Origin of the sequence: Streptomyces sp. TLI_185 (genome assembly GCF_003814765.1) — a bacterium.
GTDB lineage: Bacteria > Actinomycetota > Actinomycetes > Streptomycetales > Streptomycetaceae > Streptomyces.
In genome coordinates this window covers 6483207-6509397 of record NZ_RKRB01000001.1, presented here as the reverse complement: position 1 = coordinate 6509397, position 26191 = coordinate 6483207, and the positions used below count along the sequence as shown (strand labels likewise).

The 26191-nt window shown below is 69.9% G+C and carries 23 protein-coding genes; 12 read left to right on the top strand and 11 right to left on the bottom strand.

Annotated elements, in window-relative coordinates:
- Nucleotides 1-10 precede the first annotated feature (10 nt).
- Nucleotides 11-532, bottom strand: coding sequence for a DUF4245 domain-containing protein (locus EDD92_RS30125; RefSeq protein WP_123967238.1), 522 nt, complete (start codon nt 530-532; stop codon nt 11-13).
- 127 nt (nt 533-659) lie between these two features.
- On the opposite strand from EDD92_RS30125, the gene glpX reads away from it, so the two are divergent.
- Nucleotides 660-1694, top strand: a complete 1035-nt coding sequence (gene glpX, locus EDD92_RS30120) for a class II fructose-bisphosphatase (RefSeq protein ID WP_123967237.1) — start codon at nt 660-662, stop codon at nt 1692-1694.
- Nucleotides 1695-1887: 193 nt separating this feature from the next.
- Here glpX and EDD92_RS30115 read toward each other — a convergent pair whose 3' ends face one another.
- Nucleotides 1888-2265 carry a WhiB family transcriptional regulator gene (locus tag EDD92_RS30115; protein ID WP_123967236.1) on the bottom strand — a complete coding sequence of 126 codons (378 nt, stop codon included), beginning with the start codon at nt 2263-2265 and terminating at the stop codon, nt 1888-1890.
- A 174-nt stretch (nt 2266-2439) separates the two neighbouring features.
- The gene (locus tag EDD92_RS30110) at nt 2440-3141 is read right to left on the bottom strand and encodes a DUF1707 domain-containing protein (protein WP_123967235.1); all 702 of its coding nucleotides are present in this window, start codon (nt 3139-3141) and stop codon (nt 2440-2442) included.
- 180 nt (nt 3142-3321) lie between these two features.
- Here EDD92_RS30110 and EDD92_RS30105 point away from each other — a divergent pair, with 180 nt between their 5' ends.
- From EDD92_RS30105 to EDD92_RS30080, 6 genes are all read left to right on the top strand, one after another.
- Nucleotides 3322-4989: a fumarate hydratase gene (locus tag EDD92_RS30105; protein ID WP_123967234.1), complete on the top strand. Its 1668-nt coding sequence runs from the start codon at nt 3322-3324 to the stop codon at nt 4987-4989.
- A gap of 330 nt (nt 4990-5319) precedes the next feature.
- Complete coding sequence (locus EDD92_RS30100) at nt 5320-5859, top strand: SH3 domain-containing protein (protein ID WP_123967233.1); 540 nt, start codon at nt 5320-5322, stop codon at nt 5857-5859.
- A gap of 214 nt (nt 5860-6073) precedes the next feature.
- Nucleotides 6074-6874 carry an XRE family transcriptional regulator gene (locus tag EDD92_RS30095; protein WP_185124165.1) on the top strand — a complete coding sequence of 267 codons (801 nt, stop codon included), beginning with the start codon at nt 6074-6076 and terminating at the stop codon, nt 6872-6874.
- A gap of 79 nt (nt 6875-6953) precedes the next feature.
- Nucleotides 6954-8339, top strand: coding sequence for an aspartate ammonia-lyase (locus tag EDD92_RS30090; protein ID WP_123967231.1), 1386 nt, complete (start codon nt 6954-6956; stop codon nt 8337-8339).
- Between the two features lie 72 nt (nt 8340-8411).
- On the top strand, nt 8412-9113 hold the full coding sequence (locus tag EDD92_RS30085) for a DUF402 domain-containing protein (RefSeq protein WP_185124164.1): 702 nt from the start codon (nt 8412-8414) through the stop codon (nt 9111-9113).
- Nucleotides 9114-9420: 307 nt separating this feature from the next.
- Nucleotides 9421-11517, top strand: a complete 2097-nt coding sequence (locus EDD92_RS30080; protein ID WP_123967229.1) for a SpoIIE family protein phosphatase — start codon at nt 9421-9423, stop codon at nt 11515-11517.
- Nucleotides 11518-11574: 57 nt separating this feature from the next.
- Here EDD92_RS30080 and EDD92_RS30075 read toward each other — a convergent pair whose 3' ends face one another.
- The gene (locus tag EDD92_RS30075; protein ID WP_123967228.1) at nt 11575-13947 is read right to left on the bottom strand and encodes a transglycosylase domain-containing protein; all 2373 of its coding nucleotides are present in this window, start codon (nt 13945-13947) and stop codon (nt 11575-11577) included.
- Nucleotides 13948-14220: 273 nt separating this feature from the next.
- Here EDD92_RS30075 and EDD92_RS30070 point away from each other — a divergent pair, with 273 nt between their 5' ends.
- The 5 genes from EDD92_RS30070 to EDD92_RS30050 all read left to right on the top strand — a co-directional run bounded on the left by EDD92_RS30070 (nt 14221) and on the right by EDD92_RS30050 (nt 19155).
- A complete protein-coding gene (locus EDD92_RS30070) occupies nt 14221-15138 on the top strand; it encodes an SPFH domain-containing protein (RefSeq protein ID WP_123967227.1) in 918 nt (305 codons plus the stop codon).
- On the top strand, nt 15135-15392 hold the full coding sequence (locus EDD92_RS30065; protein WP_078912344.1) for a hypothetical protein: 258 nt from the start codon (nt 15135-15137) through the stop codon (nt 15390-15392). Before EDD92_RS30070 ends, EDD92_RS30065 begins: the two co-directional genes overlap by 4 nt.
- Nucleotides 15393-15617: 225 nt before the next feature.
- Nucleotides 15618-16142 (top strand): PadR family transcriptional regulator, encoded by a 525-nt coding sequence (locus tag EDD92_RS30060; protein WP_123967226.1) that lies wholly within the window; start codon nt 15618-15620, stop codon nt 16140-16142.
- The gene (locus tag EDD92_RS30055) at nt 16139-16825 is read left to right on the top strand and encodes an ABC transporter ATP-binding protein (protein WP_123967225.1); all 687 of its coding nucleotides are present in this window, start codon (nt 16139-16141) and stop codon (nt 16823-16825) included. Before EDD92_RS30060 ends, EDD92_RS30055 begins: the two co-directional genes overlap by 4 nt.
- Nucleotides 16822-19155: an ABC transporter permease gene (locus EDD92_RS30050; RefSeq protein WP_123967224.1), complete on the top strand. Its 2334-nt coding sequence runs from the start codon at nt 16822-16824 to the stop codon at nt 19153-19155. Before EDD92_RS30055 ends, EDD92_RS30050 begins: the two co-directional genes overlap by 4 nt.
- Before the next feature lie 46 nt (nt 19156-19201).
- On the opposite strand, the gene EDD92_RS30045 is transcribed toward EDD92_RS30050, so the two are convergent.
- The 7 genes from EDD92_RS30045 to EDD92_RS30010 form a co-directional block, all read right to left on the bottom strand.
- Nucleotides 19202-19630, bottom strand: coding sequence for a hypothetical protein (locus tag EDD92_RS30045; protein ID WP_099931065.1), 429 nt, complete (start codon nt 19628-19630; stop codon nt 19202-19204).
- A 4-nt stretch (nt 19631-19634) separates the two neighbouring features.
- On the bottom strand, nt 19635-20027 hold the full coding sequence (locus EDD92_RS30040; protein WP_185124162.1) for a roadblock/LC7 domain-containing protein: 393 nt from the start codon (nt 20025-20027) through the stop codon (nt 19635-19637).
- A 58-nt stretch (nt 20028-20085) separates the two neighbouring features.
- Entirely contained in the window at nt 20086-20910 is an 825-nt protein-coding gene (locus EDD92_RS30035) for a MarR family transcriptional regulator (protein WP_123967223.1), read from the bottom strand.
- 137 nt (nt 20911-21047) lie between these two features.
- The gene (locus EDD92_RS30030) at nt 21048-22403 is read right to left on the bottom strand and encodes an AI-2E family transporter (protein WP_123967222.1); all 1356 of its coding nucleotides are present in this window, start codon (nt 22401-22403) and stop codon (nt 21048-21050) included.
- A 159-nt stretch (nt 22404-22562) separates the two neighbouring features.
- Entirely contained in the window at nt 22563-23246 is a 684-nt protein-coding gene (locus EDD92_RS30025) for a transglycosylase SLT domain-containing protein (RefSeq protein ID WP_123967221.1), read from the bottom strand.
- 419 nt (nt 23247-23665) lie between these two features.
- Nucleotides 23666-24991 (bottom strand): PhoH family protein, encoded by a 1326-nt coding sequence (locus EDD92_RS30020; RefSeq protein ID WP_123967220.1) that lies wholly within the window; start codon nt 24989-24991, stop codon nt 23666-23668.
- 310 nt (nt 24992-25301) lie between these two features.
- On the bottom strand, nt 25302-26075 hold the full coding sequence (locus EDD92_RS30010) for an isoprenyl transferase (RefSeq protein WP_123967218.1): 774 nt from the start codon (nt 26073-26075) through the stop codon (nt 25302-25304).
- Nucleotides 26076-26191 lie beyond the last annotated feature (116 nt).

Here is a 26191-nt window from a genome sequence, read left to right as displayed (position 1 = left end):
GCAGGAACGGCTACGCCAGTTTCAGCGCCTGCGCCATCTCCGTCAGCTGCTGGAACGAGCCCGTGCCCGCGACCACCGTCGTCGAGCTCTTGCCCGGGAGCACGAGGGCGTCGTAGCGGCCGCCGGTGTAGCGGGTCCACGTGCGGCCCGCGATCTCCTCGGTCGCCTTCGTCGCGTTCGACCCCTCGGTGGCCTGGTCGATGAACGTCGACGGCTTCTGAGTCGACTGCTCGATCTGCACGTACTGGCCGTCGGGCGTGTGGAAACCCAGGTGCCAGGCGTCGAACTGGTCGCCCTGGAAGCGGACCGAGGTCGCCTTCCAGTCCTTGGACAGGCCCTCGGGTGCGGCCACCGGGTAGGCCGCGGCGCGGCGCGCCGTGAGCAGTTCGACGCGGTAGTCGACCCGCGGGAGGTCCGGAGGCGAGTCGTCGTGCGGGATGAACACGTAGATGAGTGCCGCCGCGATCCCGATGAGGCCCAGGGAGAGGATCATGTCCCGGACCGTCTTCTGCTTGCCGTTCGAACCTGCCACGCCCCCTATCGTCGCAGGTGCCCGGCTCGCTCATCCGTGGGGTCCCCTGCTCATTTTGTCGGACTGACGATAGAGTCGAGGGTCGAACCCTCATCCGGCCGTCGTCGTATCAGAAAGGTGCGCCTCGATGACCGAGCATCATCACTTGCCGTCCGAACTCGAAGTCCCCAGCGAAGCCCCCGACCGCAACCTCGCCCTCGAACTCGTCCGGGTGACCGAAGCCGCCGCGATGGCCGCGGGCCGCTGGGTCGGGCGGGGCGACAAGAACGGCGCCGACGGTGCCGCGGTGCGCGCCATGCGGACCCTCGTCTCCACCGTGTCGATGAACGGCGTGGTCGTCATCGGCGAGGGCGAGAAGGACGAGGCCCCGATGCTCTTCAACGGGGAGCGCGTCGGCGACGGGACCGGGCCCGAGTGCGACATCGCCGTCGACCCGATCGACGGCACCACCCTGACGGCCAAGGGCATGCCGAACGCGATCGCCGTGCTGGCGGCCGCGGACCGCGGGTCGATGTTCGACCCGTCCGCCGTCTTCTACATGGACAAGCTGGTCACGGGGCCCGAGGCCGCCGACTTCGTCGACATCGACGCGCCGGTCTCCGTGAACATCCGCCGTGTCGCCAAGGCCAAGCGCTCCACGCCGGAGGACGTGACGGTGGTGATCCTCGACCGGCCGCGGCACGAGGGGATCATCAAGGAGATCCGGGAGGCCGGTGCGCGCATCAAGCTGATCTCCGACGGTGACGTCGCCGGGTCGATCTACGCGCTGCGCGAAGGCACCGGCGTCGACATGCTGCTCGGGATCGGTGGTACGCCGGAGGGGATCATCTCCGCGTGCGCCGTGAAATGTCTGGGCGGGACGATCCAGGGCAAGCTGTGGCCCAAGGACGACGAGGAGCGGGCGCGGGCGATCGATGCCGGGCACGATCTCGATCGGGTGCTCACCACCGACGACCTGGTCGCCGGCGAGAACGTGTTCTTCGTCGCCACCGGGATCACGGACGGGGAGCTGCTGCGGGGGGTTCGGTACCGCTCCGAGAACGCGACCACCGAGTCGATCGTCATGCGGTCGAAGTCGGGGACGGTGCGGCAGATCAACTCCGAGCATCGGCTGAGCAAGTTGCGCGCCTACAGCGCGATTGATTTTGATCGCGCCAAATAGCTCGGGGGCTTCGGAGCGTTGGCGGGTGCGGGTGAGTCGTGGTTGATCGCGCCCACGCGGCGGAGCCGCAAATTGATACAGCCCCGCGCCCTACGGAAGTGCAGCACCGCGCGCTCCGGAAGCGCCGGCAGAAATAGCAGCGATGGGGCGCCCCGGTGCGGAGGGGCGCCCCATCGGCGTGTGCGCCGGGCGGTCAGCCTGCTGCTGCTATGCGGCCCTGGGCTCGGGCCGTCTTCTTCAGTTCCATGTCGCGGCGGCGGCGCCTGGCGAGGACCACGCGGCGTTCGGCGGCGGTGAGGCCGCCCCAGACGCCGTAGGGCTCCGGTTGCAGCAGCGCGTGCTCGCGGCACTCGACCATGACGGGACAGCGGGCGCAGACGCGCTTGGCCGCCTCCTCGCGGGAGAGCCGGGCGGCGGTGGGTTCCTTGGAGGGTGCGAAGAACAGGCCGGCCTCGTCGCGCCGGCACACCGCCTCGGTGTGCCATGGAGCGTCTTGGTCCCTGTCCCGCACTGGCACCCGCTGGGCCGGAACGGCAGCTACCTGCAGGGACGAATGCGGCGGTTGCAGCACGGTCTACTCCTGACGACGGCTTCGCGAGCGAGCGACGATGCAGCAAGGCCTACCCGCTGTGCGCGAGCCTATGCACTGAGTTCCGAACCGCTGGATTTCGCGTGCTCGTGAGCGCCTCGGGTACGCGACCGCGGGTGGACCAATTCCCTTCTGGCGCGCCCCAATTCGCAACCGTCAACGATCCAGGTGTTTGCGCAAACTCTTGTCGACCTTGTGCTGGACGCGGTCGAGGATGTCCGCGACGAGCTTGCCCCGCTTCGGCCGCGCCTCGACGCTGCCCAGCACGGCCCAGCCATCGACATAGACCACCGGGGCGTCCGGATCGGTCGAGTCGAGGTTGTCCGCCTCGAAGCTGCCGAGCACGCCGCCGCCCATGCCGCGCAGCGACACGTTCTCCGGGACGCGGATCTCGACGCTGCCGCAGAAGGAGAACGTCTTGATCGCGACCTGCTGGTACTCGAAGAGGGCCTCGCTGAGGTCTATCTCCACGCTGCCGAAGATCGCGTACGCATGGATACGACGCCCCGCGCGCCAGCGGCCCTTGCGGACGGCGCTGCTGAACACCGCCACCACGTTGTCGTCCGGGTCGGCCGGGATCGCGCCCACCGTGGGGCGGTTCGGGGCGGCGGCGAAGGCGGGGGTCGCGCGGTGCCGGTGGGCCGCGGGCAGGTCCCGTATGAAGACCTCCAGTTCGCCGACCGTCTTGGCGGCGAGCACGCCCTCGACCCGCTCGGCGTGCTCGTCGGCGGTCAGGCGCCCCTCGGCGAGGGCGTCGCGCAGGATGTCGGCGATGCGGTCACGGTCGGCGTCCGAGGCGCGCAGTTCGGAAACCCGCGGTGCCGTGTCCTGGGGTCGGTCGCTCTTCTGAAGGTCCACGACAGCAGCGTACCGAAACGCGATAGATCGCGACTACCCCTCATCGGGACCTGTGGAAAACCCATGCGGTTCTCGAACTGAGCCTTACCTCACAGGCCCGGTGTCAGCGGCAGGTTCTACGCTGGTGGGCGCCCGCCAATGACGGCGGGCCGCCGTCTGTCGAGTGAGGAATGGGCTGAGATGCCTGAGTTCGCGTACACCGATCTGCTCCCCATGGGAGAGGACACCACCCCGTACCGGCTGGTGACCTCCGAGGGTGTCTCCACCTTCGAGGCCGACGGGCGGACGTTCCTCAAGGTGGAGCCGGAGGCGCTGCGCAAGCTCGCCGCGGAGGCCATCCACGACATCCAGCACTACCTGCGGCCCGCGCACCTGGCCCAGCTGCGGCGCATCATCGACGACCCGGAGGCGTCCAGCAACGACAAGTTCGTGGCGCTGGACCTGCTGAAGAACGCGAACATCGCGGCCGCGGGCGTGCTCCCCATGTGCCAGGACACCGGCACGGCGATCGTCATGGGCAAGCGCGGACAGAACGTCCTCACCGAGGGCGGCGACGAGGCGGCGCTGTCCAGGGGCATCTACGACGCGTACAAGAACCTCAACCTGCGTTACTCGCAGATGGCCCCGCTGACCATGTGGGACGAGAAGAACACCGGCTCCAACCTGCCGGCGCAGATCGAGCTGTACGCCACCGACGGCGGTGCGTACAAGTTCCTGTTCATGGCGAAGGGCGGCGGCTCCGCCAACAAGTCCTTCCTGTACCAGGAGACGAAGGCCGTCCTGAACGAGGCCTCCATGATGAAGTTCCTGGAGGAGAAGATCCGTTCGCTGGGTACGGCCGCGTGCCCGCCGTACCACCTGGCGATCGTGGTGGGCGGTACGTCCGCCGAGTACGCGCTCAAGACCGCCAAGTACGCCTCCGCGCACTACCTGGACGAGATCCCGGCCGAGGGCTCGGAGCTCGGCCACGGGTTCCGGGACAAGGAGCTGGAGGAGAAGGTCTTCGAGCTGACACAGAAGATCGGGATCGGTGCGCAGTTCGGCGGCAAGTACTTCTGCCACGACGTGCGCGTGGTGCGGCTGCCGCGGCACGGCGCGTCCTGCCCGGTCGCCATCGCGGTGTCCTGCTCCGCCGACCGCCAGGCCGTCGCGAAGATCACGGCGGAGGGCGTCTTCCTGGAGCAGCTGGAGACGGACCCGGCGCGCTTCCTGCCGGAGACGACGGACGAGCACCTCGACGAGTCGTCGGACGTCGTCAGGATCGACCTCAACCAGCCGATGGAGTCGATCCTCGCCGAGCTGACCAAGTACCCGGTCAAGACCCGTCTCTCCCTCACCGGTCCGCTGGTCGTGGCCCGCGACATCGCGCACGCCAAGATCAAGGAGCGGCTGGACGCGGGCGAGGAGATGCCGCAGTACCTGAAGGACCATCCCGTGTACTACGCGGGCCCGGCGAAGACGCCCGAGGGTTACGCGTCCGGTTCCTTCGGCCCGACCACGGCGGGCCGCATGGACTCCTACGTCGAGCAGTTCCAGGCCGCGGGCGGCTCCAAGGTCATGCTCGCCAAGGGCAACCGCAGCAAGCAGGTCACGGACGCGTGCGACGCGCACGGCGGCTTCTACCTCGGCTCCATCGGCGGCCCCGCCGCCCGCCTCGCCCAGGACTGCATCAAGAAGGTCGAGGTCGTCGAGTACGAGGAGCTCGGCATGGAGGCGGTCTGGAAGATCGAGGTCGAGGACTTCCCGGCGTTCATCGTGGTGGACGACAAGGGCAACGACTTCTTCCAGGACCCGGCGCCTGCGCCGACCTTCACTTCGATCCCGGTGCGCGGGCCTGGGCTGGCGTAGCGCCTGTGGTGCGGCGGGGGATGGTTTCGCCCCCGCCGCCCCTACCCGCCCCACTCCCAGGGGCTCCGCCCCGGACCCCGTCGGCCTGAACGGCCTCGTCCTCAAACGCCGGACAGGCTGAAGGACCAGACCCCGAACCCCGGACAGGGCGAGCTGATGGGCGTCTCGGGACGCCTGCGACATCGCCGTACGGCATGGCTGCGCACCTGGTTGCCGTCCCAGTTCGTCCCAGGAACGAGTGGGACGGCATCTTTGCGAGCTTCGCCGGAAACGCTCCGTGCTGACCGGATCGCAGCCCGTGATCCGCAGGTCATCTCGGAGGGACAAACCATGATCCGACGCACACTGCGCAACGGCCTTGTGGCCGCGTTCGCGGTCGTCGCCGTCTTCCCGGTGGCGGCCGTCGCCTCCGCCGGGCCGGCCGCGCAGGCCCACGCCCTGAACTCCACTCCCCCGCAGATCTCCGTGCCGGCATGGCAGCCGGCCCCCACGCCGGCCACGCTGCCCGCCAGTCCGAAGGCGCCGAAGTGCCACCACGGCCGCCACCACGCGAAGGGCCGTGCCGCGCGCCACCACCGCCAGATCCGGCACATCCGGAACATCCGGCACATCCACGGCATTCGGCACATCGTCAGGAACCACACCTGGGGCTACGTCGCCACCCACCGCCTGCCGCTGAACGTCCGCTCCGGGCCGGGCACCGGCTACCGCGTCGCCGGTTCGCGGGTGGTCGGCTCCAGTGTGGCCATCACCTGCAAGGTGCGGGGTTCCGGCGTCCGCGGCAACCACCGCTGGTACCGGCTCACCCACCACAGGGGCTACGTCGCCGCCCGCTACGTGCACAACCTCGGTACCGTCCGCTGGTGCTGACGCCCCCTCGACGGTGCCTCCCGGCAGGCCGCACCAGCCTGCCGGGAGGCGCCGTCCGGTAATCGTCCGATCACACCCCCGGTCGGCGTAATCGCAGGTCAACTCAGTCAACCCCCCTTCATATTCCGGTGATCGCGGTATGGCCGGGCGCCGCCGCCGGGAACACATCAGGGCGGTCACCCCGGCATGGCGAGGGAGCGAGATGGAGAGTGACGTGACGGTCCAGAGGCAGCCGCTGCCCGACGCGTCGCAGGACGAAGGGCGGCTCCTGACGGAACGGCTGCGTACCCTCAAGCAGCGGACGGGGCTGAGCCTGGCCGCCCTGGCCGCCGTCACCCCGTTCAGCAAGTCGACCTGGCACCGCTATCTGAACGGCGATCAGTTCCCGCCCCGGGCGGCCGTCGTGGCGCTCGGGCGGCTCGCCGACGCCGACGTCGGCCCGCTGCTCGCCCTCTGGGACTCCGCGGCACGGGCGCAGGCCGACGGGGCGAGCATCGCGAAGCAGCAGCCGGTCCCGTCCGTGCCGCCCGTCGCCGTACGGCGCCGCTGCCTCCCGCGGCCGAGTCGCGCCGTCGTCGCCCTCGCCACCATGGCCGCCACCGTGGCGGTCACCGCGGCCGCCGCGGACGTCCTGGACCCCGACCACGCCGCGGCGACCAGGGCGGCCGCCTCCTGCCACGACAGCGACTGCCAGGGGGAACTCCCCACCTCCGAGACCTGCGCCCGGGACGCACGCACCGAGAGCAGAGTCGCCAGGCCCGCCGAGGTGGTGCTGCTGCGGTTCTCGCCGTCCTGCTCCACGGTCTGGTCCGAGCTGCGCACCCGGACGGGCGGCGTGCGGGAGATCTGGATCAGGTCGGGCCAGGACGAGCTGTCCGCGGAGTACCCGGGCGACAAGTCGGACGGATACAGCAGCCCGATGCTGGCCGCGCCGGACCCGCGCGGGGCGCAGGCCTGCGCCGAGGTGGCCGAAAAGCCCGTGTGCACCGGCCGGTTCGGATTGCCCGGCCGCTGACGACCGGACCGGCTTGCGCAACGCCCCCCGGCCGGCCCAAGGTCCGGAACATCCCCGCCTCCCCGATCGCTATACGGGCATGAGCGACTACCGCATCGAGCACGACTCCATGGGCGAGGTCCGCGTCCCCGCCGACGCCAAGTGGCGGGCCCAGACCCAGCGTGCCGTCGAGAACTTCCCGATCTCCGGCCAGCGCATCGAGCGCGCCCACATCGAGGCCCTCGCCCGGATCAAGGGCGCCGCGGCGAAGGTGAACGCGCGGCTGGGGGTGCTCGACAAGGACATCGCCGAGGCGATCCAGGAGGCGGCCGAGGAGGTCGCCCGGGGCGACTGGGACGAGCACTTCCCGATCGACGTCTTCCAGACCGGTTCCGGCACCTCGTCGAACATGAACACCAACGAGGTCATCGCCACCCTCGCGACCGAGCGGCTCGGCAAAGACGTACACCCCAATGACCATGTGAACGCCTCCCAGTCGTCCAACGACGTCTTCCCCTCCTCGATCCACATCGCCGCCACCGCCGCCGTCACCCGCGACCTGATCCCCGCCCTGGAACACCTCGCCGGCGCCCTCACCCGCAAGTCCGAGGAGTTCGCCGACGTCGTGAAGTCCGGGCGTACGCATCTGATGGACGCCACACCGGTCACCCTGGGGCAGGAGTTCGGCGGATACGCGGCCCAGATCAGCTACGGCGTCGAACGGCTGTACGCCGCGCTCCCCCGCCTCGCCGAGCTGCCCCTCGGCGGGACGGCGGTCGGCACCGGCATCAACACCCCGCCCGGTTTCTCCGCCGCCGTCATCGAGGAGGTCGCCCGTGTCACGGGGCTCCCGCTCACCGAGGCGCGCAACCACTTCGAGGCGCAGGGTGCACGGGACGGGATCGTCGAGACCAGCGGACAGCTGCGGACCGTCGCCGTCGGACTGACCAAGATCGCCAACGATCTGCGGTGGATGGCGTCCGGACCGCGGACCGGCCTCGCCGAGATCGCCCTGCCCGACCTCCAGCCCGGTTCGTCGATCATGCCCGGCAAGGTCAACCCGGTCATCCCGGAGGCCGTGCTCATGGTCGCCGCCCAGGTCGTGGGCAACGACGCCACCGTCGCCACCGCCGGAGCCGCCGGCAACTTCGAGCTGAATGTGATGCTGCCGGTCATCGCCAGGAACGTCCTGGAGTCGGTCCGGCTGCTCGCCAACGTCTCGCGGCTGCTCGCCGACCGGACCGTGGACGGCATCACCGCGAACCGGGAGCGGGCCCGCGAGTACGCCGAGTCCTCACCCTCCGTGGTCACCCCGCTCAACAAGTACATCGGCTACGAGGAGGCCGCCAAGGTCGCCAAGAAGGCGCTCGCGGAGCAGAAGACGATCCGCCAGGTCGTCCTGGAGAGCGGGTACGTGGAGCGCGGCGACCTCACGGTGGAGCAGCTGGACGAGGCCCTGGATGTCCTGCGGATGACGCATCCGTAACCATTCGCTGCACCGTCGCGAACCGTGACGCGCGCCGCAGCGTCGTATGCCCTGGGCACCTAATATCTGTTCATGGCAGAGGGTGGAGCGATGAGAGCGGAAGCGGACGCGGTTCCGGCGGTGCGGACGGGCTTCTGGGCCCCCGGGACACAGGTCCTGTGGCGCTACCGGGAGAACGCCGGCGAGCGCTTCCACATCGCACGCCCCGTCACCGTCGTCCGGGACGACGACGAGCTGCTCGCCGTCTGGCTGGCACCCGGCACCGAGTGCGTGCGGCCCGTCCTCGCCGACGGCACCCCGGTGCACGTCGAACCCCTCCAGTCCCGCTACACCAAGCCCCGTACCGTCCAGCTCGACCACTGGTTCGGCACCGGAGTGCTGAAGCTGGCCCGCCCCGGTGAGCCCTGGTCGGTGTGGCTGTTCTGGGAGCCGGGCTGGCAGTTCAAGAACTGGTACGTGAATCTTGAGTCGCCGCTGGTGCGTTGGGACGGCGGGGTCGACTCCGAGGATCACTTCCTTGACATCTCCGTGCACCCGGACCGCAGTTGGCACTGGCGTGACGAGGACGAGTTCGCGCAGGCCCAGCAGGACGGCCTGATGGACGCGCCGGCCGCCGAACAGGTGCGCAGGGCGGGCCGGTCCGCGGTGGAGGTGATCCGTGCCTGGGGCCCGCCGTTCAGCGACGGCTGGCAGCACTGGCGCCCGGATCCGTCCTGGGCTGTACCGTCTTTGCCGGAGGACTGGGACCGTACGCCCGCGCATGTGTCCACGTGAGACTCTTGATGCGCCCCCGGTCCACAACCGTAGGATCGTCCTCCGCAAGGTGCAGCAGCAACTGCCGGAGCATGCGCTGGGCTTGACCGATCGTCACCGAGGGGCGGCAGGACGTGAGCGAGGGGTACGAGGGCAACACCGCAGCGAGCCGTGAACGGTTCGCCGGTGGCACGACAACAGCCTCTGACCACGCGGGAATTCCGTTCCGGGGACACGTATTCCGGGTATCGGGATTCCTGCGGGACCAACTGCGCTCGCGATGCGCAGCCCCGGACGGACGGATTCGACACGCGTGACGGAGCACCCCATGTCCTTCGAGCGCCCGCAGCCGGGCGCCGACCCCGCGGACCCCCGCGGGGCGCTCCTGCACACCCAGACGCCCTCCCCCACGGCCGCTTTACCCGCACAGGCGCGCACCGGGGAGACGCCGTCGACACCGGGTACGGCCACGCCGTGCAGCAAGGGAAACAAGGGAAAGGACCCGGCCTCGCCCCCCTCGAACACCACCGGCCCCGAGCACTCGCAGCCCGCCGCCTCAGAAGCCGTGGAACCCGGCACACACCGCCCGCGCCCCGTCCCCGAGGCCATCCCGGACCAGCCGGACGGCGAGCAGGACCGGCCGCAGGGGGCCGGCGGCCAGGAGCGCCGTACCGGGCAGGGCATGACGACGCCCGGGCAGCCCACGCCGATGCGGCGGGACGGCGACCGGCTGCGGTTCGTCGGCGCCGCGACCCGGCGCATCGCCCGCGGCATCGACCTCGACGAGATCGTCATGGGCCTGTGCCGGGCCACCGTGCCGACCTTCTCCGACGCGATCCTCGTCTATCTGCGCGACCCGCTGCCCGTCGGCGACGAGCGGCCCACCGGCCCGCTCCTGCTGCGTCTGCGGCGCACCGACCGGATCCCGGCGGAGCGGGACACCGAGGGCGGCTTCTCGCCCGCCCTGCAGCCGGAGCCGCCGGAGATGACGGGGCTCGACGCGGTCGGCGCCGAACTGTGCGAGGTACGGCCGGGCAGCGCGCTCGCCGAGGTGCTGCGCGGGGTCCGCCCGGTCTTCACGGACGCGCCCGCAGCCCGTGCCGCCCTGCCCGAACTCCTGGGCGACGGCGGCGAGTTCGTCGTGCCCGGCGGACAGCGCGCGATCCTCGCCCCGCTGCGCGGCCGCCGCCGGGTGATCGGCGCCGCTCTCTTCCTGCGCCGCCCGGAGCGCATGGCCTTCGAGGCGGACGACCTGCTGGTCGCCGCCCAGCTCGCCACGCACAGCGCCCTCGGCATCGACAAGGCGGTGCTGTACGGCCGCGAGGCGTACATCGCCGACGAGCTGCAGCGCACCATGCTGCCGGAGACCCTCCCGCGGCCCACGGGCGTACGGCTGGCGTCCCGCTATCTGCCCGCTGCCGAGACCGCGCGGGTGGGCGGCGACTGGTACGACGCGATTCCGCTGCCCGGCAGCCGGGTCGCGCTGGTCGTGGGTGACGTGATGGGCCACTCCATGACGTCCGCGGCCATCATGGGCCAGCTGCGCACGACGGCCCAGACCCTGGCGGGCCTCGACCTGCCCCCGCAGGAGGTCCTGCACCACCTCGACGAACAGGCCCAGCGCCTGGGCACCGACCGCATGGCAACCTGCCTCTACGCCGTCTACGACCCGGTGTCGCACCGCATCACCATCGCCAACGCCGGCCATCCGCCGCCGGTGCTGCTGCACCTGGGCGGCCGCGCCGAGGTACTGCGGGTGCCGCCGGGGGCGCCGATCGGTGTGGGCGGCGTCGACTTCGAGGCCGTAGAACTGGACGCGCCAGCCGGAGCGACCCTGCTCCTGTACACCGATGGCCTGGTCGAGTCCCGGCTGCGCGACGTGTGGACCGGCATAGAGCAGCTGCGCGAGAAGCTCGCCGCGACCGCGCAGCTGACCGGCCCCGACCATCCGCCGCCCCTCGAAGCGCTCTGCGACGAGGTGCTCGACATGCTCGGCCCGGGCGACCGGGACGACGACATCGCGCTGCTCGCCGCCCGCTTCGACGGGATCGCGCCGAGCGACGTGGCGTACTGGTTCCTGGAGCCCGAGGACGCGGCACCCGGCCGCGCCCGCCGGCTGGCCCGGCGCGCGCTGTCCCGCTGGGGCATGGAGGATCTCAGCGACTCCGTGGAGCTCCTCGTCAGCGAGGTCGTCACCAACGCCGTCCGCTACGCGTCCCGCCCGGTCACGCTGCGGCTGCTGCGCACCGACGTGCTGCGCTGCGAGGTCGGCGACGACGTACCGCAGCTGCCGCGGCTGCGGCAGGCGCGGGCGACGGACGAGGGTGGTCGTGGGCTGTACCTGGTGAACAAGCTGGCCCGGCGGTGGGGGGCGACGCGGCTGAGCACCGGGAAGGTGGTCTGGTTCGAGCTGAACCAGAGCTGAGCGAGACACGCAAAGGGCGCCCGGTGACTGCCGGGCGCCCTTTGCTTTTGGCGGCTGTTACTGGCCGTTCGGGTCGAGCGGGTCCGCCGGGGGCGTCGGGGTCTGCGTCGGCGTCTGCGTGGGTGTTTGCGTCGGCGTCTGCGTGGGCGTCTGCGTCGGGGTCTGCGAGGGCGTCTGAGACGGCGTCTCGGACGGCTTCTGAGTGGTCGGTGACGAGCTGGGCGTCCGGCTCGGCGTCTGCGTGACCGTCGGCGTCCAGGTCGGCTGGACCGCCGCGCCCTGCGTGGTGTCCAGTTCGAACTTCAGACCGGTCTTGGAGACGCCGAAGGTGTACGCGGCCCAGATCCGCGCCGGGAAGGTACCACCGTTGACGCGGGGCAGTCCGCCCGCGTGGTACATCGAGACCTGTGCGAAGTTCTTGTGGTTCTCGCCGAACAGGCCCACCGAGGTGACCAGGTCGGGCGTGAAGCCGGTGAACCAGGCCGATCGGTTCTCGTCGGACGTACCCGTCTTGCCGGCGACCTTGCGGCCGTCACGGTTGGCGTTCTCCTGCACCGACTGTTTGGCCGTACCGTCGTCGACCACGCCCGTCAGCACCGAGGTGACCGTGTCGGCGGCCTCGGGGCTGATGACCTGGGCGCCGATCGGGTTCGGCAGGGTGACCGAATGCCTGCTGTTCTCCACGGACTTGATGATGCTCGGGGTGACCTGCTTGCCGTGGTTGTCGAGAGTCGCGTAGACCCCGGCCATCTGCAGCGGGCTCGCGCCCATGGTGCCGAGGGTCTGCGCGGGCACCGCCTTGAGGTCGGCGGTGTCCATGCCGAGCTGGCTCGCGACCTTGAGCACCTTGTCCATGCCGACGTCGACGCCCATCTGCGCGAAGACGGAGTTGACGGACTGGTTCATCGCCGTCTGGACGGTGATGGGGCCGTAGCTCTGGTCGTCCTCGTTCTCGGGGGCGAAGCCGACCTTGTTGCCGTTGCTGTCCACGACCTGGCGCTTGCTGGTGCCGTCGTAGATCGTGTTCGCGCCGATGGCCTTGCCGCTCTGTGTCTCGGCGGCCTCGTCCAGGGCGGCGGCGAGGATGACCGGCTTGAACGTCGAGGCGGGCTGGTAGTCCGTGCGGGTCGCGTTGTTGCGGAAGTGCTTGTAGTAGTCCTTGCCGCCGTACATCGCGACGACCGCGCCCGTCTTCGGGTTCACGGACGCGGCACCGGCCTGGACGTCCGCGTCGACCGAGCGCTTCTTCGGGTCGAGCTTGCTGGTCAGCTGCGCCTTGGCGGCCTTCTCCAGCGCCGCCTGCTTCTTCTTGTCGATGTTGAGCGTGATGGTCCAGCCGCCGGCCTTGACCATGTTCATGGCGTCGTTGAAGTTGTCGGCCGTGCCCTGGGTCACCAGCCGCTTCGCCAGCTGGTTGTTGGCCGCGTCCACCAGGTAGCCGGTCTGGCCGCCCATACCGGGCGCGGCCTTGGGGGCCTTCGGGGTCGGGAACGTCATGGCGTCGCGCTCGGCCTTGTTCAGCCAGTCCTCCTCGACCATGTTGTCGAGGACGTAGTTCCAGCGCGCCTTGACCATCCTCTTGCCGGTGTCGGACGCGATCGCCCAGTCGTACTGGTTCGGCGCCTGGAGGAGCGCGGCGAGGTAGGCGCCCTGCTGGACCGAGAGCTTCTGGGCGTCGACGTGGTAGTAGGCCTGCGCGGCGGCCTGGATGCCGTACGCACCGCGGCCGTAGTAGCTGGTGTTGATGTAGCCCGCGAGGATGAAGTCCTTGGACTTCGTGCGGTCCAGCTTCAGCGAGATGACCAGTTCCTTCAACTTGCGCGTGACGGTCTGGTTCTGCGTCAGGTAGTAGTTCTTGACGTACTGCTGGGTGATCGTCGAACCGCCCTGTGCGCCCTTGCCGGAGAGCGTGTTGAGGATGCCTCGGGCGGTGCCCTTGAGGTCGACGCCGTTGTCCTTGTAGAAGGTCTTGTTCTCGGCGGCGACGAAGGTGCGCTGGACGGGCTTGGGGACCTTGGAGAGGTCGACGATCTCGCGGTTCTTCTCGCCGTCGCGCGTCAGCATCGTGCCGTCGCTGTACTTGTAGACGTTGCTCTGCAGCGTCGCGTCGCCGTTGCCGACTTCGGGGACGGTGATCATCATGTACAGCGCGACGAAGGCGCCCATGCCGAGCAGGCACAGCGCGAAGAAGGTCCCGAGGATCTTCTTCCAGGTGAACAGCCGGCGTATGAAGCTCCTGCCGTCCTTGCCCGCCTTGCCCTTGCCCTTGCCCTTGTTCTTGCCCCGGCCCTGGGCCGCCCGGCGAGCCGCGGCCCGGCCGCCTATGACGGTGGGTTCGGTCCCGGACGACTCCATGCCGGACGAGCGCGTGGGGGGCGCCGCGCGGCGGCCACCACGCTGTCGCGCTCGTCTCTCTTCCGCTCGTCCCATGGGTCCGTTCCGCTCCGCTTCGTTCATGTGTGCTCTTCTGTCACACAGGTTCGCCGCACAAGTCAGCTCAGAAAGCTAACACCGGGAGATGTGACAAAGGTCGGTGGATCCGCTCTTTTGCGGACGTGACAATCAGCACCCGCCCCGATGGAACCGACGGCCGAGAAGGGTTCAGGGTTGCTCTGCGGGGTAAAGTGATATCACTTGGCTAGATACGTGCTTTCGCTTGAAGGCGCTGCCACCGGACCGCACCACGACAACGGGGGACCACCCATGCCCATGCACGACACCACTCCTGACGCCGACATACCGGAGATGCCCGCGCCCCGCGTCCGGGAGTTCACCGCGCACAGCATCGGCGGCGCGCTCGCACTGCTGCTCGGGCTGCTCGGACTCCTGGTCGCCGGCGCCCTGTTCGCGGCCGCGCAGGCAAATCCGGCCTTCGCGGCCGGCGGCGCCGTCGTCCTCGTCGCGGCGGTGATCTCGCTGCGGGGGCTGAACACCGTGGCGCCGGGCGAGGCCCGGGTCGTACAGCTCTTCGGACGCTACCGGGGGACGATCAGGCAGGACGGCCTGCGCTGGGTGAACCCCTTCACCTCGCGCACGAAGATCTCCACGCGGGTGCGCAACCACGAGACCGCCGTCCTCAAGGTCAACGACGCCTACGGCAACCCGATCGAGCTCGCCGCGGTCGTGGTGTGGAAGGTGCGGGACACCGCGCAGGCCACCTTCGAGGTGGACAACTACCTCGAGTTCGTCGCCACTCAGACCGAGGCGGCCGTGCGGCACATCGCCATCGAGTACCCCTACGACGCCCACGACGAGGGCGGGCTGTCGCTGCGCGGCAACGCGGAGGAGATCACCGAGAAGCTCGCCGCCGAACTGCACGCGCGCGTGGAGGCGGCCGGTGTGCAGATCATCGAGTCGCGCTTCACGCATCTCGCGTACGCTCCCGAGATCGCGTCGGCGATGCTTCAGCGACAGCAGGCCGGGGCGGTCGTCGCGGCCCGGCGGCAGATCGTCGACGGAGCGGTGGGGATGGTCGAGGCCGCGCTCGCCCGGATCGCGGAGCAGGACATCGTGGAACTGGACGAGGAGCGGAAGGCGGCGATGGTGTCCAACCTGATGGTGGTGCTGTGCGGGGACCGCGCCCCGCAGCCCGTGCTCAACACCGGGACCCTCTACCAGTGACGGATCCCTCCGAGGGGGCTTCGCCCCGGCGCCGGCCGCAGCAGCGCAAGCAGGTGCTGTTGCGGTTGGACCCGTCCGTCTATGAGGCGCTCGCCCGGTGGGCGGGGGACGAACTGCGTTCTGCCAACGCCCAGATCGAGTTCTTGCTGCGGCGCGCTCTCGCGGAGGCGGGGCGGCTGCCCGGGGAGGCGGGGCCGATTCCCCGTCGTGGGCGGCCACCTGGGGGCTCCGCCCCCAGACCCCCGTCGGCCTGAACGGCCTCGTCCTCAAACTCCCCCACTCTCGACTTCGCTCGAGCGGGGGGGACCCCCACGACGGGCTGAAAGACCAAACCCCGGGCAGGCTGGTGCACGGCGCGTGTAGCAGAACCGTGACAATCGGCCCCCACCTGCGAAGCTGTGCCCCGCCTGTACACCCCGCCATGATCTAAACACCGGGCGTATACACGAGGCGTATACACCCTGTGTAGAGTCGTGGACATGTCCATCGGTCACACCCTTCTAGGGCTCCTGGAGTCCGGGCCCCGCCACGGCTACGACCTGAAGCGGGCCTTCGACGACAAGTTCGGTCACGACCGGCCGCTGCACTACGGCCAGGTCTACTCGACGATGTCCCGCCTGCTGAAGAACGGGCTCGTCGAGGTCGACGGCATCGAGGCGGGCGGCGGGCCCGAGCGCAAGCGGTACGCCATCACCGACGCCGGGATCACCGACGTGGAGCGGTGGCTCGCGACGCCGGAGGCGCCCGAGCCGTATCTGCAGTCCACGCTGTACACCAAGGTCGTCCTCGCGCTGCTCACCCACCGCAACGCGGCCGACATCCTCGACACGCAGCGCTCCGAGCACCTGCGGATGATGCGGATCCTCACCGACCGGAAGCGGAAGGGGGACCTGGCCGACCAGCTCATCTGCGACCATGCCCTGTTCCATCTCGAGGCCGACCTGCGCTGGCTGGAGCTCACCGCCGCGCGCCTCGACAAGCTCGCGGAGGCGGTGGCCAAGTGACTCCCGCAGGTTCCCTGCTCGTCGCCGACGAGCTGCGCAAGTCGTACGGACCGACCACGGCGCTCGACGGCGCCGAGTTCTCCATCCACCCCGGTGAGGTCGTCGCCGTGATGGGCCCCTCCGGGTCCGGCAAGTCGACCCTGCTGCACTGTCTCGCGGGGATCGTGACGCCCGATTCGGGGTCGATCCTGTACGCCGGGCGCGAGATGGCGACCATGAGCGATGCGGAGCGCAGTGCGCTCAGGCGCTCCGAGTTCGGGTTCGTGTTCCAGTTCGGCCAGCTCGTACCGGAGCTGACCTGCGTCGAGAACGTCGCCCTGCCGCTCAGGCTGAACGGCACCTCCCGCAAGGAGGCCGAGCGAACCGCCCTGACATGGATGGAGCGGCTGGAGGTCGACGACCTCGCGAAGAAGCGGCCCGGTGAGGTCTCCGGCGGTCAGGGGCAGCGCGTCGCCGTCGCCCGGGCACTGGTCACCAACCCCCGTGTGCTCTTCGCGGACGAGCCCACCGGCGCGCTCGACTCGCTCAACGGCGAGCGTGTGATGGATCTGCTCACGGACGCCGCCCGGTCCACCAATGCCGCCGTCGTCCTCGTCACGCACGAGGCCCGGGTGGCCGCGTACTCGGACCGCGAGATCGTCGTACGGGACGGCAAGTCCCGGGACATGGAGCGCATCGTATGAGGATGCGGCAGTGGGCCGACGATCTGGCCATGGGGGTTCGGTTCGCCTTCACGGGCGGGCGCGAGGGATGGGTCCGGGCCCTGCTGACGGCCGTCGGCGTCGGGCTCGGGGTGGCGCTGCTGCTGCTCACGACGGCGATACCGAACGCACTGTCCCAGCGCGACCACCGCGGAAGCGCCCGGGACGACTTCACATACAGCCAGAAGCCGCTGAAGAAGGCGGACGACACGCTCGTCATCGCCGAAGTCGACACGGCGTTCCGCGGCAACGACGTGCGCGCGCGGCTCCTGGAGCCCGAGGGCGCGCGGGCGCCACTGCCGCCGGGCGTGGCGAAGTTCCCCGCGAAGGGCGACATGGTCGTCTCGCCGGCCCTGAAGAAGCTGCTCGAGTCCGGCTCCGGCAAGCTGCTGCGCGAGCGCATCCCCTACCGGATCACCGGCACCATCGCGCAGTCCGGACTGATCGGGCCCTCCGAACTCGCCTACTACGCGGGCGCCACGGGACTCCAGGACCATCTGGAAAGTGGCGTCGTCGAGCGCATCGACTACTTCGGGCCCGCCCACGGGAACCAGCAGGACTCGCTGGATCCGATCCTGATCCTGCTCATCATGATCATCTTCGTGGTGCTGCTGCTGCCGGTCAGCGTGTTCATCGCGGCGGCCGTCCGCTTCGGCGGCGAGCGACGGGACCGCCGGCTCGCGGCCCTCAGGCTGGTCGGCGCGGACGGCGGGATGGCGCGCCGGATCGCCGGCGGCGAGGCCCTCGCCGGGGCGCTGCTCGGGCTCGTCTTCGGCACCGGTTTCTTCCTGGTGGGGCGTCAGCTGGCCGCCCTGCTGAAGGTGCGGCAGATGAGCGTGTTCCCGAGCGACCTCAACCCGTCACCCGCGCTGGCCGCGCTCGTCGCCGTCGCCGTACCGGCCGCGGCCGTCCTGGTGACGCTGTTCGCACTGCGCGGGGTCGTCATCGAACCGCTCGGTGTGGTCCGTACGGCGAAGCCGCCGCGGCGCCGGCTGTGGTGGCGGCTGCTGCTGCCGCTGGGCGGCCTGGCGCTGCTGTACCCGATGATCGGGCAGGGCAGGAACAACGGCGACTTCAACCAGTGGATGGTCATCGGCGGCACCGTGCTGCTGCTGGTCGGCGTCACCGCCCTGCTGCCGTGGGTCGTCGAGGCCGTGGTGGCCCGGCTGGACTCCGGCTCGGTCTCCTGGCAACTCGCCGTACGCAGGCTGCAGTTGAGCAGCGGCTCGGCCGCCCGCATGGTCAACGGCATCGCGGTCGCGGTGGCCGGGGCGATCGCGCTGCAGATGCTGTTCGCCGGAGTCGAGCACGACTACACCAAGCAGACAGGCAACGACGTCAACCGGGCCCAGATGGACGTCTCCGTGAGCGGCGGCCACTCGCTGGCCGACGCCGGCCGGCAGCTCGCACAGACCAAGGGCGTACGCCGTGCCTCGGCCGTGGCCTTCGGCTCGGTCGGAGACCGGGCGAAGGATCCCAAGAACGAGCTGGAGGTGGCCGTCGGCAGCTGCGCCGAACTGCGCGAGGTGGCGCGTCTGACGTCCTGCCGGGACGGCGACACCTTCAAGATCGTCGGCGGTGAGTACGACAGCGAGACGGAGAAGATCACCAAGCCGGGCGGCACCGCGTACTTCGACCCGACCTACAGCGGGACGCAGCGCCACCCGGTGGCCTGGAAGGTGCCCGCCGGCATGAAGACGGCAGCGCAGCGCGAGGACCCGACCGGCTATGCGCGCAGCGGCCTGCTCGTCACCAGGGGTGCGCTGCCTCAGGCAGCGGCGGCCGGCCTGATCCAGAGGGTGTTCGTCTCGCTGGACCCGTCGGTGCCGGACGCCGGTGACTACGCGCGCAACACCGCCGCCCGGCTGGATCCGCTGGCCAATGTGTTCACCCTGGCGGCCAGCGAGCAGTCCAAGGAGTTCCGCTCCATCCGCAACGGACTGTTCGTCGGCGCGACCTGCGTCCTGCTGCTGATCGGCGCGAGCCTGCTGGTCTCCCAGCTGGAGCAGCTGCGGGAGCGCAAGAAGCTGCTGTCGTCACTGGTCGCCTTCGGCACCCGGCGGCGCACGCTGAGCCTCTCGGTGCTGTGGCAGACGGCGATCCCGATCGCCCTGGGCCTCGTACTGGCGTCGGTGGTCGGGCTGACGCTGGGCGCGGTCCTGCTGAAGATGACCGGCGAGACGGTGAGCGTGGACTGGGCGAGCGTGCTGTCGATGACAGCCATCGGCGCCACGGTCGTCTTCGCCGTGACCCTGCTCAGCCTGCCCCCGCTGCTGCGGCTGATGCGCCCGGACGGTCTGCGCACCGAGTGACCTCCGGTACGGCCCCTCCCCACGACGGGGAGGGGCCTTGCCGCGTTCACAGGCTGTATTCCCGCACCACCCGCCTCACCTGCGCGAACAGCATGCCCACATTGACCGACTTGCGGCAGACGACGACGGCGACGACGTCCTGCTGCTCATTCATGCGCACGAACAGGTGTGTGAGGTTCTCGCTGTTGACCAGGATCTCCTGGAAGAAGTGGTTGTCGCTCTGGATCCCGCGGCGCTCCTTGAAGACGTCCTCGATCATCGTGACCGTGCGTCCCTGGAACAGGTCGAGCGTCGCGCCGGCCAGCAGGTCCAGGACCTCGGGCGGGTGGTTGTCGACGGTCTCGTACGACAGCAGCATGCCGGTGGACATGTCGACGACGCCCGAGGCGACACAGTCGGGGGCATCGGTGCGGAGGGATTTGACCAGGCCCATCACCTGGTCGGAGAAACCTGGGGTCATGCGCTTCGTCGCCATCCCTTCAGACTCCTTCGGCTGTCTTGTTCTGGTGCATGAGGATCGAGCCGATCCGGTCCAGGGCGGGCCCGCTCGCCCGGTGCAGGAGATCCATGTCCATGCCCTCGTCGCCCAGCACGACCATCAGGGCGGTGTCGCCGACGGCGTAGAAGGCGGCACAGCCGTGGCTGCCGTACGTCACGGTCTGGCGCAGGGTGCCGCGGGCGGTCGCCTGGGCGGTGCGGCGGGCGAGACCGAGGCCGGCCGCGGCGAGGGCGGCGAGACCTTCCGGGTCGATGGAGTCGGCGGTGTCGGCGGCGATCAGCAGTCCGTCGGCCGCCGCGACCGCAGTGTCGGTGATTCCGGTCACCTGCTCCCGAAGGCCGCGCATTTCGAGCGCCAGGGCTTCGTGATCCATATGCTCAACTCCCCTATTCCTCTTCGCATTTCGCGTATCCGGCAACTGTTCGGCTGGTTCATTTCGGGGTTCCGTTCCGCAGCCGGAAGAAGCCGCCCGGTCTGCGGCGGGGCAGGTCGACGGGTGTCGGCGGCTGCGGTGGGGGTGGTGCGGGCGGTGGCGGGGTGCGGTGCCGGATACCGTCGGGGGCCACGCGAATCGGGATCGGCGCGGGCGCGGCGGGGCACTCCAGAAGCCCCTCGCCGAGCATCCGCGCGACCTCGACGGTGACGGTGTAGACACCGCGCCCGGCACGGAAGGCCAGATCGCGGGCGGTACGGCGGCCATCGGCGTGGTCGAGCAGCGCGCGTTGCAGCGCGGTGAGCGGGCCGTTGGACCGCCGGGCGGGGACGGGCCGTTCGCGGTCGGGGTGGACGGGGCGCGGCAGGGCCGCGAGGGCGGCGAGTTTGCGGGCAGCGTCCTCCAGGAGCCGGGCGGGCGGCTCGCCCACGGCGACCGGAGCGGGCGGCTCGGCGCCGTCCTCGGCGCGCTCGCAGCCGTCGACGCGGCCCGCGAGGATCGCGAACACCGCGTCCTGCAGCGCCAGCACGCACACCACCTTCAGCTGGGCGGCACCGGCGTACCCGTGGGCGATCAGCCCGGCGGCCGGCCAGCGTGCGCCCCCGGCCTCCCGGACAAGCCAGGCCCACTGCTCACCGTCCACCCTCCCGGACCGCAGCAGCAGCGTCTCGGGCCCCGGCGCCCCGGGCGACTCGGCGGCGACGACGAGCCCGTCCCTGAGGTGCAGGGCGCCGCCGGGCGCCCCGGACACGCGCAGGACACCGGTCCACCCTTCGCGCCCGCAGGCGGCGAGGGACCGCGCCAGCAGGTCGTAGCCCGACATCACGCGGAAGGTGTATCAGTCCGAACGCATATTCCGGACGCAGATTTCCGACCTGTCCCCAGGTGACGGAAGTTGAGCCATAGGCCCGTTCAAATCGCTTTGTTCGGTGCGCATTTGATCGAGCGGGGGGGCTCGTTTCAGCCGCCGTCACCGGGGGCTGCGCCCCCAGGCCCCCCTTCGGCCTGAACGACCTCGTCCTCGAACGCCGGAGGGGCTGGTTGTTGCTGATCGGCAGGGAGCAGTCCGGCCGAGTACGCCCTCAGGTACCCCACCACCGTGTTCGTCACGGCCACCAGCGGTACGGCGACCACCGCGCCGCCGATCCCTGCCACCATGCCGCCCGCCGCGACCGACAGGACCACCGCGAGGGGGTGGACGCGGACCGCCCGGCCGAGGATGAACGGCTGCAGGATGTGGCCCTCGATCTGCTGGACCGCGAGGACCACGAGGAGCGTCATCACGGCCGTGAACACGCCCTGGGTGACCAGTGCGACGACCACCGCCAGCGCTCCGGAGGCCACCGCGCCGACCAGCGGGATGAAGGAGAACAGGAAGATGAAGACGGCCAGCGGGACGGCCATGGGGACGTCGAGGAAGTAGATGCCCAGGCCGATGAAGATGGCGTCGATCAGGGCCACCAGCACCGTGCCGCGTACGTAGGCGGTCAGGGTGCGCCAGGCTCGCGGGCCCGCGCCCGCGACGCCGGGGCGGGCCGCCGCCGGCACCAGCTTCAGCGTCCACTCCCAGATGCGCCGGCCGTCGTAGAGGAGGAAGAGGGTCGAGAAGAAGGTCAGCAGGATGCCGGTGAGCGCCTCGACGACGACCTGGACGCCTTCCAGTCCCGCGGAGGTGATCTGGTCGGTGTTCGCGCCGACCGCCTCCCGCAGGTTCTTGGCGATCTGGTTGATCTGCTTGTCGGTGACGTGGAAGGGGCTCTTCAGCAGCCAGTTGCGCAGGTCGTCGATGCCGCTCTGGATCTGGTTGGAGAGGTTGTCGATGTTCTCCATGACCTGCCAGGTCACGAACCAGCCGATCAGCCCCATCACGACGAAGCCGAGGATCGCGGTGAGCGCGGTGGCGGGACCGCGCGGCACACCGTGCCGCTTCAGACGGGCCACCGTCGGCTGCAGCAGCGCCGTGATGAGCAGGGCGACGACGAAGGCGAACACGACGAGTTGTACGGCGCTGATGACCCGCATCAGCACCCAGACCGTGCCCGCGAGCACCAGCAGCCGCCAGCCGGCCTCGGCGGCGACGCGCACACTCCACGGCACGGCCTGCACGGGGTCGGGGCGGACGACGGGTGCGGGCGGCGGTGATTCGGCCGCGTGGTCCGGGGGCGGCGGATCCTCCGCGGCGGCCTTGCGGGGCGGACGCGGTGCGTCGTCCCCGGCGGCCTCCCGTTCCACCTCGGCGCGGCGCTCGTCCAACCGCTCACTCACCTCGGTCAGACCGGCGCCGATACGGCCGAGCCACCCTGGCACTCGCGACATGATCTGTCCTCTTCCCCCGCGTCCCCGGGTGCTCCACACCACTCCCCCCTGGAGTCGTCGAATCGACCGTACAGGGCAACAGCCCCTCCCCCTATGACGGGGAGGGGCTGCACAAGGTTGAGAGGCGAGACCGTGGGTCTCGGCGGCTGCGCGCCGGGCCTAGTACCAGTGGTTGGCGGCCCAGAAGGACTGCGCCGCGCACGGGCTGCCGTAGCGGCTGTTCATGTAGTTCAGGCCCCACTTGATCTGCGTGGCCGGGTTGGTCTGCCAGTCGGAGCCGGCCGAGGAGTACTTCGAGGCGGGCAGCGCCTGGAAGAGGCCGTAGGCGCCGGAGGAGGCGTTGACCGCGTGGTAGTTCCAGCTCGACTCGTGGTCCACGATGTAGCTGAAGCACTGGAACTGGCCGCTCGGCACCATCTGCCGCGCCATCGCCTGGATCTCGGCGATGGAGTACGAGCTCTGGACCGGGAAGTCGGCGCTGCTGCGGCTGGCCGCCTTCTTGGCCTCCGCGCGCTCCTTGGCTTCCTTGGCCGCCTTCTCCGCCGCTTCCTTCTTGGCAATGGCGGTGTCGGCGGCAGCCCTGCGGGCGGCCTCCTCGGCGTCCTTCTTGGCGCTCGCGTCGGCCTGGATCGCCTGGGCGTCGGCCTGCTGCGTCAGGGAGGCGGTCTGGACGTGGGCCTGCTGGCCCGCGGGTATGTCCGCCAGGAGCGTCGCGTCGCTTGCCGTCGCCTCGGCGTCGTTGGGCTGGGCGGTGCTGCCCGAGGCAACTCCGACAACGCTTCCGACGGCGGTGACCGCGGTGGCCGAGGCCACTGCGAATCCCCGGACCGAAATCCGGCTCACACGGTTTCCTTCCAGCATCGCCCGCTTCGGTGACCCTGGCGGACGCAATCGTGCCCCTGGCGCTGGCCTCCCAACTACGGGGTCACGGGAGGCGCGGGCCCGGTGGGCAACTCCCGCGAGGGGAGCGCCGCATGGTGCTCGGGCGGCATACGACGACGCTGTGGAGTTGGCTGTGGTGCTTCTGTGGTGCCGTACCGCTGGGGGTACAGATGTGTCGTATGCGGGGCCTGACAGGAGTGAGACTCTGCCGTAACCGGACGCCGGGTGGCAATTCTGAGTTGCGTGTGAAAGCTCACATCCCGTTTGACCCTAGGGATTTTGAGAAACAGCAACACGCGAAGGCGCCGCCCCGCTAGGCTCACAGCCTTTGCGGAACGGCGCCAACTGACCTGGAATTACCTCAGACTTGGCCGTCCACCTCAGATCTGTCCGTCTTCGAGCATTTCGGTCACAAGCGCCGCGATCTGGGACCTCTCGGACCTGGTCAGCGTCACGTGCGCGAAGAGCGGATGCCCCTTCAGTTTCTCGACCACGGCGACGACACCGTCGTATCGACCGACGCGCAGATTGTCCCTTTGTGCCACGTCATGGGTGAGAACCACCCGCGAATTGGCGCCGATTCGGGACAGAACGGTCAGCAGTACATTCCGTTCCAGTGACTGCGCCTCGTCCACGATCACGAATGCGTCGTGCAGCGAGCGTCCGCGGATGTGGGTGAGCGGAAGGACCTCGAGCATTCCGCGCGCGGTGACCTCTTCGATGACCTCGCGGCTGGTGACCGCGGACAGCGTGTCGAAGACCGCCTGCGCCCAGGGGCTCATCTTCTCGGACTCGGAGCCGGGCAGATAGCCGAGTTCCTGCCCGCCGACCGCGTACAGCGGACGGAAGACCATCACCTTCTGGTGCTGGCGCCGCTCCAGCACCGCCTCCAGACCCGCGCACAGCGCGAGCGCCGACTTGCCGGTGCCGGCCCGGCCGCCCATGGAGAGGATCCCGATGTCCGGGTCGAGGAGCAGATCGAGCGCGATGCGCTGCTCCGCGCTCCTCCCCTTGATACCGAAGGCCTCCCGGTCGCCGCGCACGAGGCGGATGTTGCCCTCGGCGGTGACCCGGCCGAGCGCCTTGCCGCGCTCCGACTGGATGGTCAGCCCCGTGTGCACGGGAAGGTCGGACGCTTCGGGCACATACACATGCCCTTCCTCGAAGAGGATGTCCACCTGCTCACCGGGCAGGGTCAGTTCGGACATTCCGGTCCAGCCGGAGGAGCCCGTGATGGCGAGCTCCGCGCGGTACTCCTCGGCGAGGAGACCGACGGAGGAGGCCTTGATCCTGAGTGGGAGGTCCTTCGACACGACGGTGACGTCGTACCCCTCGGCCTGCAGGTTGCGGGCGACCGCGAGGATGCGGGAGTCGTTGTCCCCCAGGCGGTAGCCGCTGGGCAGCACGCTGGGGTCCGAGTGGTTGAGCTCGACACGAACGGTTCCGCCCAGGTCCCCGATCGGGATGGGAGCGTCGAGACGGCCATGACGGACCCGGAAGTCGTCGAGCAGACGCAGGGCCTGCCGGGCGAAGTAGCCGAGTTCGGGATGGTGCCGCTTGGCCTCCAGTTCCGTCACCACGACGATGGGAAGCACGACCTCGTGCTCGTCGAAGCGGTTCAGAGCATTGGGGTCCGACAGCAGAACACTGGTGTCGAGAACATAAGTGCGCCGGTCTGGCTTGTGGCGCTTTGTGCTGGTCACCACGGAAGGACGTACCCCCTCGGATGAGGTCGGGGAGCGACGGAGTGGAGCTGGACCGGTCGACGGCCGCGATGCACGGGCCGAAAACCGGCCCTCCGCCTTGTCTTCCGTGCTGGAACCGCACGGTCGGGCTGGTGCAAAGGGCCTCCCGGGCGGACGGCCCCGTGCCGCCCGCTGAGATCCGACACCCGTGGTTCGGGCATCGACCTGACTGGCTTATGCCCTCGAACATGCGGTGCCATGCCGACGCATATGACGGCGCCCTGGTGAACTCCTCGTTACTTCCGCCCCAAGCGGGCAGGCCCGTCGCTCGTCAGCCGCCGTAACGGCGGTGGCGCGCCGCGTAGTCACGCAGGGCGCGCAGGAAGTCGACCTTGCGGAAGGCCGGCCAGAAGACCTCACAGAAGTAGTACTCGGAGTGCGCGGTCTGCCAGAGCATGAATCCGGACAACCTCTGCTCACCGCTGGTACGGATCACCAGGTCGGGGTCGGGCTGGGCGCCGGTGTAGAGGTGGCGGCCGATCATGTCGATGTCGACGGCCTCGGCGAGGTCCTCCATCGAGGTGCCCTTGTCGTGGGCGTCGAGGAGCATCGAGCGCACGGCGTCGGCGATCTCCTGGCGGCCGCCGTATCCGATGGCGACGTTGACCAGTATCCCGTCGATGCCTGCGGTGGCCTCCTCGGCCTCCTTCAGGGTGGTCTGCATCTGCGGCGGGAGCAGGTCGGGGGTGCCCACGTGGTGCACGCGCCAGCGGCCGTCGGCGGCGAGGGTCTTCACGACGTCCTCGATGATGCCGAGGAGCGGGCCGAGCTCGTCCTGGGGCCGGTCGAAGTTGTCCGTCGACAGCAGCCAGAGGGTGACGACCTCGACGTCCGTCTCGCTGCACCAGCCGAGGAACTCCTCGATCTTCTCGGCACCGGCCCGGTGGCCGTGCACCGTGGAGGAGCCGGCGGCCTTCGCCCAGCGTCGGTTGCCGTCCATGATGACGCCGATGTGCTTGGGCACCTGAGCGTGGTCCAGGTGGCCTTCCACCCGGCGTGCGTACAGCCTGACCAGCAGGCCGCGCAGCCTGTCGCGCAGGTTCACGTGATTGTCAGCCCCTCCGTACGGATCGGACAGGCGCGGCCCAGAAGTGTGGAGGGCGATCCTGTCCGTATGGCGGTCCCCGGGGGCGAAGCCTACCCCCGGCTCCGCCACGGCTC